Consider the following 12,847-nt stretch of genomic DNA (forward strand, 5'->3'; position numbering starts at 1 on the left):
TGGCGTGCCTTTTCGGGCACGCCAGGATCGCTTAAAGCGTCGAGAGGAAGGTGCTGTTGTTGGCCTGCCATTCGGTAATGTCGAGGCGGATTTTTTTCTTGTCCAGCTTGCCGACGCTGGTCTTGGGAATTTCGGTAACAAGAGCAATCTGGCTCGGGATCGCCCACTTGCTCAGGTGCCCCAGTTCCACGAACGGCTTGAGGTGTTCCTTGAGTTCCTTGGCCCCGATTACGTGGCCTTCGCGGATCACCAGCAAGGCGAACGGGCGCTCGCCCCACTGCGGATCGGCGATGCCCACCACTGCTACTTCGCGTACCGCTACATGACGGCTGATCAGGTCTTCGAGGTCCAGGGAGGAAATCCACTCGCCGCCGGTCTTGATCACGTCCTTGATGCGGTCGCGAATATCGATCACGCCCATGGTGTCCAGCGTCGCCACGTCGCCGGTGTGCAACCAGCCGCCCGCCCACAGCTCGGCGCCCTTCTGCGGTTCATTGAAATAGCCTTCGGTGAGCCATGGCGCGCGCAGTACCAGTTCCCCCTGAGTCTCGCCATCGGCCGGCAGGAAATGACCCTCGGCGTCGACGATCGCCGCCTCCACCAGGGGGCCCGGCACACCGGCCTTGATGCGGTAAGTGGTGCGCTCGTCTTCAGTGCCTGCCATCAGCTCGTCGTTGAGGTGCGCACAGGACACCAGCGGGCCGGTTTCCGACATGCCATAGGCTGCGGTCAACTGAATGCCCTTGGCCTTGGCGGCCTCATACAGCGCCCGGTTCAGGGCACTGCCGCCGATGACGATTTTCCAGCCGCCAAAATCGGTGTCCTGCGCGGCCTTGGCATTGAGGACCATCTGCAGGATGGTCGGTACGCAGTGGGAAAAAGTGACCTTCTCCTTGCGCCACAACTCCACCAGAAACTCCGGGTCGTAACGACCGGGGTAAACCTGCTTGAGCCCGAGCATGGTCGCCACGTACGGCAAGCCCCAGGCATGCACGTGGAACATCGGGGTGATCGGCATGTACACATCATTGGTGCCCAGCAGGCGCACGCTGTCGATGGCGCCCATGATGGTCGACACCCCCATGGTGTGCAGCACCAGTTGTCGATGGGTGAAGTACACGCCCTTGGGGTTGCCGGTGGTGCCGGTGGTGTAGAAGGTGGTGGCGACCGAGTTTTCGTCGAAATCCTCGAAATCGTATTGGGCGCTCGCTGCCGCCAGCAGTTGCTCGTACTCCCCCACGAGATTGGGCAGGTCAGCAGTTTTTTCCGGCAGGTCTGTCAGCAGCAGGGTTTTCTCGACGGTGGTCAGGTGCCCGGCGATCGCGTTGTACAGGCCCACGAACTCGCTGTTGACCAGCACGAAGCGGTCTTCAGCGTGGTTCATGGTGTAGAGGATCTGTTCCGGTGACAGACGTACGTTGATGGTGTGGATCACCGCGCCGATCATCGGGATGGCGAACATGCATTCCAGATAGCGATGGCTGTCCCAGTCCATCACCGCCACGGTATCCCCCGGCTTGACGCCGGCGGCGGTCAGTACGTTGGCGAGTCGTGCCACGCGCTCGATCAGGGTCGGGTAGCTGTAGCGCAATTGATCGCGATAGACGATCTCGCGGGTCTTCTCGTAGCGGGCACCCGACATCAGCAGGCGTTTAATCAGCAGCGGGTATTGGTAAGCGCCTTCGGCTGGGGGGATAACGCGAGTCTGCAACATAAGAATCCCTTTTCCTGACTGCACGGTCGTGGCTGAAAGCAGCACTCTAATGCGCCGGCCCGGGCATCAAATCAGCCAAAGGAATGATTTCGTCGGAGGGTCAGATGCTGGCTTTGCGCCATCACCCGCAACCTCTGGCGGCCACGCTTATTGCCTGTGCAGGGCAACTTGTAATGGATGCCAGCAGGGTTTCGTGCGAGCCTATGCACTTTTACCGACACAATGACAGCGATGAATACTGAAGTGACCGACCCTCTGGATTGCTCCAGTAAAGAAGCGCCCCTGGTTTCCATTGTGGCGCCTTGTTATAACGCGGAAAAATACCTGGAAGAGGCGATCGCCAGCATCTTCGCCCAGGATTACCCGAATTTTGAAGTCATCATCGTCGACGATGGCTCCAGCGACAACAGCATCGCGATGCTCAGGCAATTGCAGCAAACCCATGACTTCCAGCTGTATACCCAGGCCAACCAGGGCGTCAGCGCGGCCCTCAACCACGGCTTGCGTTATGCCAAGGGCGACTACGTATCCACGCCGGACCTGGACGACATCATGCTGCCGCAGTCCGTGCGCATCCGGGTGGATTACCTGGAACAGCACCCGCAAGTTGGCTGTGTGGGGGCGCTGATCATCTACATGGACAGCGACGGCAATACCATCAAGCAGCAACAACGCGACGAGATCCGCACCTACGACTTCGACAAGGTGCTCAGCGGCGCCGTGGTGATCGGTGCTCCGGTTGCGCTGTATCGCATGAGCGCCATGCGCAGTGCCGGCTTTTATGCGCCAAGCCTGCGGGTCCAGGATTTCCAGATGACCCTGCGCATCGCCCGCCTGGGTTACGAGGTGCATGAGCTGCCGGTGTGCGTGACCCGCTATCGCCGTCACCCCAACAACCTGTCGAGAAAGTACAAGGTGCTGCTACAGGCGGACCTTGAAGCCATCGCGCCGTACCTGGGCCACCCCGCATACCAGAGCGCTCGCACGCAACTGGTGAACAAGGCCCTCAAGTACGCGGTCGTCGAAGACAAGAAGGAAGCCTGGAAACTGTTGCGCTCCATTCCCTGGCGTCACCTGAACCGCACCAGCTTCCGCCGTTTGAAACGCTTGATGCTGCATCGCTGAACGCCCTCCCCGCTTCCAGGCCTGGCCATGAAATTTCTCGAAAAACTCAAACAACGAAAAATCCGCAAGCACCTCAAGCGCCTGGAAAAACTGCAGCGCGCGCCAGAGAAAATTCGCCTGCGCTACCCCCGCTATGAAATAGGCGTGGGGACCTATGGCATTCCCGAGGTCATGGAATTTGGTGACGATACGATCCTGAAGGTCGGCTCCTACACCTCGATAGCCGAAGGCGTGCAGATTCTGCTCGGCGGCGGGCATCGCACCGACTGGGTCAGCACCTACCCGTTCCCGTTGATGATTGACGAAGCCCGGGATATTCCCGGGTGCAGCCCGACCAAGGGTGATGTGGTAATCGGCAGCGACTGCTGGATCTGCGCCAATGTGCTGATCCTGTCGGGCGTCACCATCGGTCATGGCGCGGTAGTCGCCGCGGGGGCCGTGGTCACCCGTGACGTGGAACCCTATGCGATCGTTGGCGGCAACCCCAGCCGGCACATTCGCTGGCGCTTCGAGGAAGACGTGCGCCAGGAACTGTTGGCATCTGCCTGGTGGGACTGGCCGATGGAAGAGGTGAAGACTGCGTCACGGGTGCTGTGCAGCAGTGACATGGACGGGTTTCTGGATTACGTCCGCCAGCGCCAGTCGAATCAACCCGGGTGACGGATTGGCCGCGACAAGATGGCGCGGCGCTCCCCAGTTCCTTCAATGCATTTCGGTAAACGCCAGTTTCACCCCGATGGCAATCAGCACCGCGCCCATCGTCCGATCGAACCAGTGGCCCATGCGCGCAAATCCGGCGCGCACTCGCTGCTGGCTGAACAGCATCGCCACCAGGCAGAACCAGATCGCCGTGGCCACCGCCAGATAGACGCCGTAGCCAGCCTGCACCGACAACGGCGTGTGCGGGTTGATCACCACCGTGAACAGCGACAGGAAGAACAGCGTGGCCTTCGGGTTCAGACCATTGGTCACAAAGCCCGAAGTGAAGGCGCCACGGGCAGTGCGCTCACCGGCTTCCTTGTGCAGGTCGTCGGTCACCGGCTTGGCCGGTTGCGCACGCAGCGCCTTGAATCCGATGTACAGCAGGTACGCGGCAGCGGCCCATTTCAAGGCGTTGAACAGCACGATCGATTGCGACACGATCAGCCCAATGCCCAGCAGCGAATAACCCACATGCAGGAATATCGCCGAGCCAACCCCCAGTGCAGTCCAAGTGCCGGCGCGACGACCGTGGGTCACGCTTTCGCGCACCACCACCGCAAAGTCCGGGCCGGGGCTGGCCACGGCGAGCAGGTGAATGAGGGCAACGGTCAAGAACTCTGTCCAATACATGCGCAAATCCTTAGTGGCAGGCCTGGCGAAATCCAGCGGCGTATAGGCCAGCCCTGCGATGAGTAACTGATTGTTTCATCTGTTAGGCTCGGCAGATTACGCCTTCAGATCAATGCACAAAAGGTACAGTTGATGACGAACACTCACCGCGCAGTTTTCCTCGACCATCCTTCCCTGGACCTGGGCGACCTCGACCTGGCACCGTTGCGCGATTGTTTCAGCGACTTGCAACTGTTCGCCCAGACAACACCAGACCAGGTGATCGAGCGCCTCAAGGGCGCGACTGTCGCCATCAGCAATAAAACCGTGATCGATGCAGCCGCAATCGCCGCGAGCCCCGGGCTGAAGCTGATCCTGATTGCCGCCACCGGCACCAACAATGTCGATCTGGCGGCCGCGCGCGCCCACGGCATCACCGTGTGCAACTGCCAGGGATACGGCACACCCTCGGTGGCGCAACACACCATCATGTTGCTGCTGAACCTGGCGACGCGCCTGGCCGACTACCAGAAAGCCGTGGACGAAGGACGCTGGCAACAGGCGAAACAGTTCTGCCTGCTGGACTATCCGATCGTCGAACTGGAAGGCAAGACCCTTGGCTTGCTGGGGCACGGCGAACTGGGTGGCGCCGTCGCCCGGCTGGCGCAAGCATTCGGCATGCGCGTGCTGCTGGGCCAGATACCGGGGCGCCCAGCCAGGCCGGATCGACTGCCGCTGGCAGAGCTGCTGCCGCAGATCGACGCCCTGACCCTGCACTGCCCACTGAACGAACACACCCGCCATTTCATTGGAGCCCCGGAGCTGGCCTCGATGAAACCGGGCGCATTTGTAGTGAACACGGCCCGAGGTGGCCTGATTGACGAGCAGGCGCTGGCCGACGCTTTGCGCAACGGCCACCTCGGCGGCGCGGCCACCGACGTGCTCAGCGTAGAGCCACCGACCGCCGGCAATCCACTGCTGGCCGACGACATCCCTCGCCTGATCGTCACCCCGCACAACGCCTGGGGCAGTCGTGAAGCGCGCCAGCGGATCGTCGGCCAACTCACGGAAAATGCGCAGGGATACTTCAGCGGTAAAGCGCTGCGTGTCGTCAGTTGATAGACTGCGGCACTTTTTTCCAGGGAGCAGATTATGGATCCGCGCAGTGAAGTACTGCTTCGTCAGGCCGAGTTATTCCAGGGTTCGGTATTGCTCGCCGGGTTGCCCGCCGATGATCTGCTGGGACGCCTGCCCGATGCCCACGGCTGGTGCTGGCACGCTGGCGATCAAGCAGCCCTCGATGCCCGCTTCGCCGGGCGCAGCCAATTTGGGGTGACCGCGCCAGAGCGCGAGTTCGAAACAGCGGTGGTGTTTCTGCCCAAATCCAAGGACCTCACCGACTACATTCTCAACGCCCTGGCCTCGCGCCTGGCCGGTCGCGAGTTGTACCTGGTGGGCGAGAAGCGCAGCGGCATCGAAGGCGCCGCCAAGCAACTCAACCCTTTTGGCAAACCGCGCAAGCTCGACAGCGCGCGCCACTGCCAGCTGTGGCTGGTCACCGTCGCCGATGCGCCAAAGGCCAAATCCCTGGAAAGCCTGGCCCAGACTTATGAGCTGGACCTGTCTGAAGGACCGCTGACCGTCATCAGCCTGCCCGGGGTGTTCAGCCACGGCCGCCTGGATCGCGGCAGTGCGCTGCTGCTCGAGCACCTCGACAAGTTGCCAAGCGGTCATTTGCTGGATTTTGGTTGCGGTGCCGGTGTGTTGGGGGCGGCGGTCAAGCGCCGCTATCCGCACAATCAGGTGACCTTGCTCGACGTGGACGCCTTCGCGGCCGCCAGCAGTCGCCTGACGCTGGCCGCCAACGGCCTTGAAGCAGACGTGATAACCGGTGACGGTATCGACGCGGCACCCATGGGTTTGAGCGCGATTTTAAGCAACCCGCCGTTCCATGTGGGCGTGCATACCGACTACTTCGCCACCGAGAACTTGCTGCGAAAAGCAGCCAAACATCTGAAAAACGGCGGGGAACTGCGCCTGGTTGCCAACAGCTTCCTGAAGTACCAGCCGCTGATCGAAGAGCACCTTGGCGTGTGTGCGATCAAGGCCGAAGGACAGGGCTTCAGGATCTATCGCGCCAAGCGCGGCTGAAATCTTTTCTGCAAAAAGAGACTTGCTCATTCGGATTTGCCTAGGCAGAATCCGCTCCGTCCTAGGGGAGTAGTCTCCCACGAGCGCCACGCTCGTCCGGCATACGTCAACATACTTGGTCCTCAGACCATGGCGTATGCGACCTCGAGGTCCGCACAGACGGACCTCAGAGTTTGACAAGACCTATGACACGAACACCTTACCCGGGGCGGGGAGGCTGTACGTGTCATAGCCGTGTCGACCCGCCCCTTAGGAAAATCCCTGATGCTGGACTCTCTACTCGTTCCAACCGCAATCGTTGCCTTGGCCGAAATCGGTGACAAGACGCAACTGCTCGCCCTCATTCTCGCCGCGCGTTTCCGCAAGCCCTGGCCGATCATCGCCGGCATCGTCGCTGCCACCCTGGCCAACCATGCGGCTGCCGGCGCAGTGGGCGCATGGGTCGGCAGTTTCTTCTCGGATGCGATGCTGCACTGGATCCTGGCCGCGAGCTTCGCCGCCACTGCGCTGTGGACCCTGGTGCCGGACAAGATGGATGACGACGAAGCCAGCACCGCACGCAAGTTCGGGCCGTTCGTGACCACGCTGATCGCGTTCTTCCTCGCTGAGATTGGCGACAAGACCCAGATCGCCACGGTCATACTCGCAGCACAGTACCCGGAATTGTGGCTGGTAATCATTGGTACCACCCTGGGCATGTTGATTGCCAACGTGCCGGTGGTTCTGGCGGGTAACTTTGCCGCGGAAAAACTGCCATTGACCCTGATTCGCCGCCTGGCGGCTTCGGCGTTCTTCATCCTGGCGATCGTTGCGGTGTACAAGGCGATGCAGAGCAGTGGGTGGGTTTGACGCGCTAGGTCTTAGAACGAGTTAACGTTCATCGCGGGCAAGCCCGCTCCCACAGGGTTGGTGGTGATCACAAAATTGTGGCCACCACGGGACCTGTGGGAGCGGGCTAGCCCGCGAAGGCGTCAGCGGCATCACCCCATGATTATCAAGACTTCGGCGCTTTCTCGTAGAGCGGCATCACCTTCGGAATCGCTGCTTCCAGCGAAGCAATCCGGCTGGTCGAAGCCGGGTGAGTGCTCATGAACTCCGGCGGCGAACCTTCCGAGACCTTGCTCATCTTGTTCCACAGGGTAATCGCTGCATTCGGGTTGTAGCCGGCACGGGCGGCCAGCTCCAGGCCGATCAGGTCCGCTTCGTTTTCATTGGAGCGACTGTTAGGCAAGGTCATGCCGTAGTTGGCCACGGTGTCCGCCAGCGCCAGGCTGTCCTGGCCCAGGCCGAACAGCGCACCGGCGCCCTGCTTGGCCATCTCGATACCATAGGCTTTGGACATTGCTTCACGCCCGTGCTCGCGCAGGGCGTGGGCGATTTCATGGCCCATGATCGCCGCGATTTCATCGTCGGTCAGCTTCAACGTGTCGATCAGCCCGGTGTAGAAAATGATCTTGCCGCCCGGCCCGCAGTTGGCGTTGAGTTCGTCGCTCTTGATCAGATTGACTTCCCACTTCCACTGCGCCGAATCAGGACGGAACACCGGCGCCTGGGCGATCAGCCGGCTGGCAATCGCCTGGACGCGCTTGGCATCATTGCTGGTTTTGTCCAGGACGCCCTGGGTGGTCGCTTCACCGACGGTCTTCTGGTAGGACTGGGCATACATCTGGTTGACCTCATCGGTCGACAGCATGCTGAACATGTACTGCTTGCGCTCAACACCTACCGCGCCACCGCTGGTGGTGTTGACCGACTGACAACCGGCGAGCAGCAGACCTGCGCTCAGTGCACACAAAACCAATGTCTTGTTCATCGAAAAGCTCCTTGAAAACATGCCGGTATCCTAGGCGCGGAATGAAATCGGCGCCAGATACAACAGACATACAGACGCGCATTTGAGGAAAAGATCCGAACCCGAGCCGAAAATTGCCCATGGCAGCGCCTACCCCGGCGTCAAACACTCCGGGCCATTGAGCTTTGGATCGTTTATCAGGTTGGCCAGCACCCGCTCGCGCAAGGGCGCAGGCTCGCTCGCCAGCAGGGCCTGCAAGGCATGCAACGGCGTCTCTGGATCGAGCCACGCTTGCTGCCCGGCGGCATCCAGAATCAATGGCCGACGCTGGCTCGCGGCCGGCTGCGTTATCACCGCGGTACTCAACCACACCTGCTCCTGCACCGGATATGCCTCCCAGATTGCCGCGAAAAACAGCGACGCGCCCTCTCCCGGCGTCAGCCAGTACGGACGCTTGCGCGCGGTGCCGCGCCATTCGTAGAACCCGTTGGCCGGCAACAGGCAACGGCGCAGGCGCAGGGCTTCGCGGAACATGGGTTGTTCGGCCACGGTTTCAGCTCGGGCATGCGCGGGCGTGCGGGAAAGATCGGTCAGCCACGGCGGGGTCAGCCCCCAGCGCGCGCGCGCCAACTCGCGCTGGCCATCAGCGCCAGCGCGCAGCATCAGCACCGAATCGGTAGGGGATATGTTCCACTGGGCCTGCTGATCAGCGGGAAAACCAGGCAGGGCCGCAAAGGCGGGGTTCCAGCGAAACAGGGCATAACGTCCACACATGGGGCAGCACAACTCTTGATCAAACGAACGCCAGCCTAACAGACCAGCGTGCCGGGGAAACTCTCCGGTTCATCCCCGGGCAGCGGCAGCGCGGCATTGTAAGCGCTGATCAGCTCACGCGCGTAGGCCGCCTGGTCATTGTCAACCGACAGCCCGAGCAACCCGTAGATGGGCAATTCTCCCGTACCTCCGACCAGGTCCCGCCCCACCAGGTGGGCCTCGATCCCCTCGCTGGCCAGCATGCCTTGCAGCAACTCCCCTTCCATCAGGTTTTCCGGTTCGTAGATCCGCTGCATGTCACGCCCCTTTCACTCGTTTTCGCTATGGACTTCCAGCAACCATTCCTGACCATCGGTCTGCAGTACAAAGGTTATCGGGCGACAACACACCGGACAGTCCTCGATATACGTCTGATCGCCACCGGACAAGTCCAGTACAGCCTCGGCTTGCTCACCACAATATGGACATTCGTAGCGCTCGGTTTCCAGCATCGCGGTCTCCCAGGTGACTTGTGCGTATAATCGCCGGTCTATTTGCAGGGCTATTTTTGTCTGTCTATTTTTCAGACCGTGCCCCGTTGGTTTGATCAAAACCTTTACTTACCCTAGCCGTTTCCAACAAGAGAGCATGATGGGCGAATTCGATACCATCCGACCTTACGACGACAGCGAAGTCCCGGCGGTGCTGGCACGGCTGCTCAGCGACAAGGCGTTGCTAGATATCCTCACCCACTTCCGCTTCCCGCGCTTTGCCGGAGCCCTTGGCTGGGCGCTCAAACCTCTTATAGCTCATCGGTTGCGGCGTGAGTTCGCCGGCGTGAATTCAGTGGCAAGCCTGCAGGATAAAGTCGAAGTTTATGTCGACCACACCATTGAGCGTGCTACCGACGGCGTCACCTACAGCGGCGTCGAGCAATTCAAGTCCGGCAGCGCCTACCTGTTCATCGCCAACCACCGCGATATCGTGATGGACCCGGCCTTCGTCAACTATGCCGTATACCACGCGGGGCTGCCGACCCCACGTATCGCGATTGGCGACAACCTGCTGCAGAAACCCTTCGTCAGCGACCTGATGCGCCTGAACAAGAGCTTCATCGTGCATCGCTCGATCACCGGTCGCCGGGAAAAGATGGCGGCGTACCAGTTGCTCTCGGCGTACATCAATCATTCGATCCGCAACGACTGCGCCTCGATCTGGATCGCCCAGGCTGAAGGTCGGGCCAAGGATGGTGATGACCGGACCGAGTCGGCGATCCTCAAGATGTTTCATATGAGCCGCAAGGACGAGCCGTTCGGCGAGGTCATTCGGTCTCTGAACCTGACTCCGGTATCGATCAGCTACGAATACGATCCCTGCGACCAGGCCAAGGCCCGCGAACTGTACATACGCGCCACCACTGGCACCTACACCAAGGTGCCGGGCGAGGATGATGTCAGCATTGCCAAGGGAATCACCGGCTACAAGGGCCGAGTGCATGTGAACTTTGCGGCGCCCATCACCCAGGTCTTCGACGACACCAAGCAATTGGCGATCGAGATGGACAAGCAGATTCTCGGGGGGTATCGGCTGTTTCCGGTGCATTACCTGGCCTACGCCCAATGGCAGGACGCGGATCCGCAACTGCAGGTGCCAGACGCGGCCAAGGTATTTGCGGCGGATGAGTTGGCCAAGGCTCAGGAGGAGTGGCAGCGGCGCCTGGACGAATGCCCTGCGGACCATCGTCCATACCTCATCCAGCAGTATGCGACGCCGGTGCGTAATCAGTATCGGGTCAAGGCCGGATTGCCCCTATAGGCCGGAGCTGCCGCAGGCTGCGATCTTCTTTTAGAGGTTCAAAACTGCGTGCTGACCCACGACACGACCAGCGCCAGCGCCAGGCACGCAAAACCAAAGCGATAGAAAAACCGGTTCATGCGCAAGGTCGCCCAATCCAGGGTCGGCTCCACGCTTGGCCGGCTCTGGCGCTGGGCCTCGATACTGGCCAGTGCGCGCTGCTCGCGGCGACGGGTGGCATGCAGCAGCCAGCTGCCCGGGAAGGCGAGCAGCAGGGCCAGCAGGTTGATCAACTTGGCGGGATGGGCGATAAACAGCGTCATCAAATGCAGCGACATCACGAACCTCTGGCGAATCGGATATGGCAAGTCGCCAGATCGACGACTGCGGCGCGGATTCTACCGAAAGGCCGCCCACCTGCCCCACCTTTCCGACAAATAACGAAAAACTGAGCAAATGCTGTTCTGTGTCACGGCGACGTCATCTGACTGGGTCAGTCTGGCGCCCCTCGAAACCGACACGGAAAACGTCATGCTGCACGCCGAAAACCAGGATCGCCTCTACCTGATCGCCGCAAGCGAAGAACAGCAGAACCTTGTGGGAAGCCTGTCCTTCAATGTCCAGGACCGCCACTGGCTGGTGTATTGCGCATTGGGCGGGCATCAGCATGAGGACTTGCCGGAGACGGATTTGCTCACGGGGATCAGCGTGCTGGATTTCTATTCCCAGGCGGCCTGACATAAAAATGCCCGGGCCATTTCTGGTCCCGGGCATACTTTTTTCATCTCGCGAACGCTTATTGGCCCAGCACCTGACCCACTGTCGGGTCCTTGAACAGGCGCGTCAACGCATCACTCAACACATCGCTGACCAGCTTGGTGTTGGTTTCCTGATTAGGTGCCATGCCGAAACGCTGGTCCAGGGAGGCGCCGTAGCGACCGCTGTAACGACGATTGGCATTCTGCACATCGGAGCGGAACGTGGCGCCGATGGTAGCCTCGGTCACGTACATGCCTTCCTTGGGCGACTGATACTTGAGCTCGGCCAGGGTCACAGTCAATTGCGGCGCGTTATTGGCGCTGGAAACCGGGGTGAAGCCCAGCAAACGCACGGCTGCTTCAGCCTGGGCCTGCAGCTTCGGCAGGATCTGCGCACTTTGCACGGTGATCGCGCTGGTCTCCGGGTACATGCCACCGCGGGTACCCAGGGTTGGCGAAGGACGGCCATCCACCACCCGCACCACCACCTGCTGGCCATGGCCAACGGGCGCGAGCTGCGTGGTCAGCTTCGGCTCCGGGCTCAGTTGTTGCGGGCTGTGGGCGCAGCCGACGAGGGTCAAACTGGTCACAGCGATCAAACCGAACAACAAGCGTTGCAACATGCTCTTCTCTCCAGAATCAGGCACAAACAAGGTCGCAGTATAGCTGTGCGCCACGACAGGGAACCAGCGCCACAAATAAGGAAAAGCCTGAAGTGCATTTAGGAATCATTGTCTGTCACACACCTGTCATCGCTCATACACCGTCCCGTCACCGCTCAATGCCAACCTTCAGGCAACCCCAGGAGGAATCTTGCCATGCGCTTTCTCATTTCGCTGTTCGCCCCCCGCCCCCTGCACCGCTGTTTTGCTCTGCTCGACCGCCAGGGTCGCTGCCAGGCGTTCAAGCAGTGCAGCCTCCAGCCAATGGGGGACGGCTGGGTCGAAATCGACGAGATCCGCCTCAACTGGTTGCACCAGCCACTGCCTCAAAGTGCCCGGGTGATCCAGCGCCAGCCACGTGCGCGGGCGCCGCGTATGTTGACCACCTGACCGGACGCCGAACAAAAGTCATAAAACACGACCATTTCCCTGCGTTTCTTCGCTACAATCTCCCCCCGATTATAAGGACGTCTCCTGATCGGGCCCCGCAACATTGTCAATGCGCCTGTATTGACCCTCGACATCGCCCACAGAGAGCCGCCCACACAGATCGAGTGAAGCTGGCGTGCTTGCTGTTTCCTGAGCAAAACCCCTACTTTTCGCGAATCTGCAGAGCTGTCGTTACGCTCGGTCACTGAGCTGTTTGCCCGTTTTGCCTTTCATGCACTCCATGAAGGCGATCCATCCGGGCACGGTGCCAGGCTGGGACAGCCCTTTTTGAGGTTCACGTCTTCAAAAGAGCGTGAAAAAAACGGGTTTTCACAACTTCACAAGAGTGTGGCGAGCA

Annotated in this window: 16 protein-coding genes and 1 riboswitch; of the genes, 8 read left to right on the plus strand and 8 right to left on the minus strand. The window is 60.6% G+C overall.

Going from position 1 to position 12,847, the window contains the following annotated elements:
- Positions 1-31: 31 nt before the first annotated feature.
- On the minus strand, positions 32-1,714 hold the full coding sequence (locus AAEZ09_RS14810; protein WP_045059260.1) for a fatty acid--CoA ligase: 1,683 nt from the start codon (positions 1,712-1,714) through the stop codon (positions 32-34).
- 231 nt (positions 1,715-1,945) lie between these two features.
- Between AAEZ09_RS14810 and AAEZ09_RS14815 the strand changes: the two genes are divergently transcribed.
- Entirely contained in the window at positions 1,946-2,839 is an 894-nt protein-coding gene (locus AAEZ09_RS14815) for a glycosyltransferase family 2 protein (RefSeq protein ID WP_350599868.1), read from the plus strand.
- Positions 2,840-2,866: 27 nt separating this feature from the next.
- Positions 2,867-3,499 carry a CatB-related O-acetyltransferase gene (locus AAEZ09_RS14820; protein ID WP_045059258.1) on the plus strand — a complete coding sequence of 211 codons (633 nt, stop codon included), beginning with the start codon at positions 2,867-2,869 and terminating at the stop codon, positions 3,497-3,499.
- 42 nt (positions 3,500-3,541) lie between these two features.
- On the opposite strand, the gene AAEZ09_RS14825 is transcribed toward AAEZ09_RS14820, so the two are convergent.
- The gene (locus AAEZ09_RS14825) at positions 3,542-4,171 is read right to left on the minus strand and encodes a LysE family translocator (protein ID WP_350599870.1); all 630 of its coding nucleotides are present in this window, start codon (positions 4,169-4,171) and stop codon (positions 3,542-3,544) included.
- 132 nt (positions 4,172-4,303) lie between these two features.
- Between AAEZ09_RS14825 and AAEZ09_RS14830 the strand changes: the two genes are divergently transcribed.
- The 3 genes from AAEZ09_RS14830 (at position 4,304) to AAEZ09_RS14840 (ending at position 7,150) form a co-directional block, all read left to right on the plus strand.
- Positions 4,304-5,269: a 2-hydroxyacid dehydrogenase gene (locus AAEZ09_RS14830; RefSeq protein WP_045059256.1), complete on the plus strand. Its 966-nt coding sequence runs from the start codon at positions 4,304-4,306 to the stop codon at positions 5,267-5,269.
- Positions 5,270-5,302: 33 nt separating this feature from the next.
- Entirely contained in the window at positions 5,303-6,301 is a 999-nt protein-coding gene (locus tag AAEZ09_RS14835) for a methyltransferase (RefSeq protein ID WP_350599871.1), read from the plus strand.
- Positions 6,302-6,352: 51 nt separating this feature from the next.
- A riboswitch (yybP-ykoY riboswitch) is annotated at positions 6,353-6,454 on the plus strand.
- Between the two features lie 111 nt (positions 6,455-6,565).
- Entirely contained in the window at positions 6,566-7,150 is a 585-nt protein-coding gene (locus tag AAEZ09_RS14840; protein WP_045059254.1) for a TMEM165/GDT1 family protein, read from the plus strand.
- A 145-nt stretch (positions 7,151-7,295) separates the two neighbouring features.
- Here AAEZ09_RS14840 and AAEZ09_RS14845 read toward each other — a convergent pair whose 3' ends face one another.
- The 4 genes from AAEZ09_RS14845 to AAEZ09_RS14860 form a co-directional block, all read right to left on the minus strand.
- Positions 7,296-8,114 carry a M48 family metallopeptidase gene (locus AAEZ09_RS14845; RefSeq protein WP_045059253.1) on the minus strand — a complete coding sequence of 273 codons (819 nt, stop codon included), beginning with the start codon at positions 8,112-8,114 and terminating at the stop codon, positions 7,296-7,298.
- Between the two features lie 129 nt (positions 8,115-8,243).
- Complete coding sequence (locus AAEZ09_RS14850) at positions 8,244-8,867, minus strand: SOS response-associated peptidase (protein WP_045059252.1); 624 nt, start codon at positions 8,865-8,867, stop codon at positions 8,244-8,246.
- Between the two features lie 35 nt (positions 8,868-8,902).
- Complete coding sequence (locus tag AAEZ09_RS14855; RefSeq protein ID WP_045059251.1) at positions 8,903-9,163, minus strand: putative signal transducing protein; 261 nt, start codon at positions 9,161-9,163, stop codon at positions 8,903-8,905.
- Between the two features lie 12 nt (positions 9,164-9,175).
- A complete protein-coding gene (locus AAEZ09_RS14860) occupies positions 9,176-9,358 on the minus strand; it encodes a CPXCG motif-containing cysteine-rich protein (RefSeq protein ID WP_122838762.1) in 183 nt (60 codons plus the stop codon).
- A gap of 139 nt (positions 9,359-9,497) precedes the next feature.
- On the opposite strand from AAEZ09_RS14860, the gene AAEZ09_RS14865 reads away from it, so the two are divergent.
- Entirely contained in the window at positions 9,498-10,661 is a 1,164-nt protein-coding gene (locus AAEZ09_RS14865) for a 1-acyl-sn-glycerol-3-phosphate acyltransferase (RefSeq protein ID WP_177328541.1), read from the plus strand.
- Positions 10,662-10,699: 38 nt separating this feature from the next.
- Here AAEZ09_RS14865 and AAEZ09_RS14870 read toward each other — a convergent pair whose 3' ends face one another.
- Positions 10,700-10,978 (minus strand): hypothetical protein, encoded by a 279-nt coding sequence (locus tag AAEZ09_RS14870; protein WP_045059248.1) that lies wholly within the window; start codon positions 10,976-10,978, stop codon positions 10,700-10,702.
- 193 nt (positions 10,979-11,171) lie between these two features.
- Here AAEZ09_RS14870 and AAEZ09_RS14875 point away from each other — a divergent pair, with 193 nt between their 5' ends.
- The gene (locus tag AAEZ09_RS14875; RefSeq protein WP_045059309.1) at positions 11,172-11,378 is read left to right on the plus strand and encodes a hypothetical protein; all 207 of its coding nucleotides are present in this window, start codon (positions 11,172-11,174) and stop codon (positions 11,376-11,378) included.
- 58 nt (positions 11,379-11,436) lie between these two features.
- On the opposite strand, the gene AAEZ09_RS14880 is transcribed toward AAEZ09_RS14875, so the two are convergent.
- Positions 11,437-12,021: a YajG family lipoprotein gene (locus AAEZ09_RS14880; protein WP_045059247.1), complete on the minus strand. Its 585-nt coding sequence runs from the start codon at positions 12,019-12,021 to the stop codon at positions 11,437-11,439.
- 195 nt (positions 12,022-12,216) lie between these two features.
- Here AAEZ09_RS14880 and AAEZ09_RS14885 point away from each other — a divergent pair, with 195 nt between their 5' ends.
- Positions 12,217-12,450, plus strand: coding sequence for a hypothetical protein (locus AAEZ09_RS14885; RefSeq protein WP_045059246.1), 234 nt, complete (start codon positions 12,217-12,219; stop codon positions 12,448-12,450).
- Positions 12,451-12,847: the final 397 nt, after the last annotated feature.

Source organism: Pseudomonas sp. 65/3-MNA-CIBAN-0223, assembly GCF_040310425.1.
In the GTDB taxonomy this organism is placed as follows: Bacteria; Pseudomonadota; Gammaproteobacteria; order Pseudomonadales; family Pseudomonadaceae; genus Aquipseudomonas; species Aquipseudomonas gregormendelii.